Origin of the sequence: Pseudomonas sp. 2VD (assembly GCF_005503585.1) — a bacterium.
In the GTDB taxonomy this organism is placed as follows: domain Bacteria; phylum Pseudomonadota; class Gammaproteobacteria; order Pseudomonadales; family Pseudomonadaceae; genus Pseudomonas; species Pseudomonas aeruginosa.
This window is the reverse complement of record NZ_SCND01000634.1, coordinates 1-1,557: the sequence shown is the minus strand read 5'-3', so window position 1 is coordinate 1,557 and position 1,557 is coordinate 1. Positions and strand designations below refer to the sequence as shown.

The following is a 1,557-nucleotide window of genomic DNA, read 5'->3' as shown; positions in this document are numbered from 1 at the left end:
GCCCATGGGCACACTATCGTCGGCGCGCAAGCCCTGGCCCCCTCGGGGTGGGCGAAAAGCCAATGGTTCCTCCATCATGATCCGCGGCCTCGACATCCCGCGCGGCCGACTGGCAACCCTCTGGCCATTGCAGCGCACGAACCAGGCTCGGGCGTTCGATGCCGACGCCGAAGCGGGTAGCTATGTCGCGCAGAACGAAGGCCAGGAAGAAGAAGTCGAAGGCCTCGAGCATGCCGCGCGACCCGTCGCCGATCCCGACTCGGGTGCGCCGCGAGGCTTCGACAGGCGGCGGAGCGATACGGACGAAACCATTGGCCGCCCGACACTGACCGAACCTATGTCGAAAGATATCCACCACGCCGATGGAACCGCATTGGCGAACCCGGGGCCCCGCCGGCGCGTCCAACGACGGCAGACGCGTCCTGGCCGGCGTGCTAAGGTGGCCCGTCCCGAGGACCCTGCTGAGGAGAGCAATGCGTAACCCCGAACGATCCGCCCTGCTGAAGGTGAGCGGGCTGCTGGGCAGCACCGTCGTCGCCATGGGGCTTGGCCTCTCCAGTGCCTGCGCGCAGAAGAACCCGATAATCGAATACAACCAGCCTGCCGCTCCCCTGCAGACCAAGGCGCCCTTCACCGGCGCCGGCCCGGCCGCCTCGGTGTCCGCTGGCGCGCCGAGCGAGGCCCAGCCTGGGCAGAGCTTCGAACAGTGGCGCGACGCCTTCCGTCAACAGGCGCTGGCCGGTGGAATCGATGCGCAGACCTTCGATCGCGCCTTCGCCGGGGTCGAGCCCGATCCCGCCGTGGTCGAAGCCGACCGCAGCCAGCCGGAATTCACCCGGCCGGTATGGAAATACCTGGAAGGCGCCCTCGATCCGCTGCGCGTTCGCCAGGGCCAGGCGCGCCTGGCGCAGCACGCGCGCATCCTCGGCGAAGTCGACGCGCGCTATGCGGTGGATGCGGATGCGGTGGTGGCGATCTGGGGCATGGAGAGCAACTACGGTTCGCACATGGGCAACAAGAACGTGATCCGCTCCCTGGCGACCCTCGCCTATGAAGGACGCCGCCCGGAATTCGCCCACGCCCAGTTGCTCGCCGCCCTGAAGATCCTCCAGCACGGCGACGTTCCGGCCTCCTTCATGATCGGCTCCTGGGCCGGCGCCATGGGCCAGACCCAGTTCATCCCGACCACCTACAACCAGTATGCCGTGGACTTCGACGGCGACGGCAAGCGTGACATCTGGGGCTCGCCCGGCGACGCCCTGGCCTCCACCGCCAACTACCTGAAAGCCTCCGGCTGGATCGCCGGACAACCCTGGGGGTTCGAAGTCCGCCTGCCGGCAGGCTTCGACTATTCCCTGGCGGAACTCACCATCCGCAAGCCCCTGGGCGAGTGGCAAGGGATGGGCGTACAAGGCGTCAACGGCGGCCCCCTGCCCTCCGGGCTCTCCGGCGAACAGGCCTCGCTGCTGCTGCCGGCCGGGCACCGCGGCCCGGCCTTCCTGGTGCTGCACAACTTCCGCGCCATCCTCAAGTACAACAACTCCAGTGCCTATGCCC

Annotated in this window: 2 protein-coding genes; both read left to right on the top strand. The window is 68.1% G+C overall.

What is annotated here, in order from left to right; all coding sequences use genetic code 11:
• The coding region (locus FFS27_RS33430) for a hypothetical protein (RefSeq protein WP_218570997.1) at positions 1-481 on the top strand (481 nt) is incomplete at its 5' end.
• Positions 474-1,557: lytic murein transglycosylase (locus FFS27_RS32625; RefSeq protein ID WP_137952548.1), on the top strand; the 1,084-nt coding region annotated here is incomplete at its 3' end. The genes FFS27_RS33430 and FFS27_RS32625, both read left to right, overlap by 8 nt.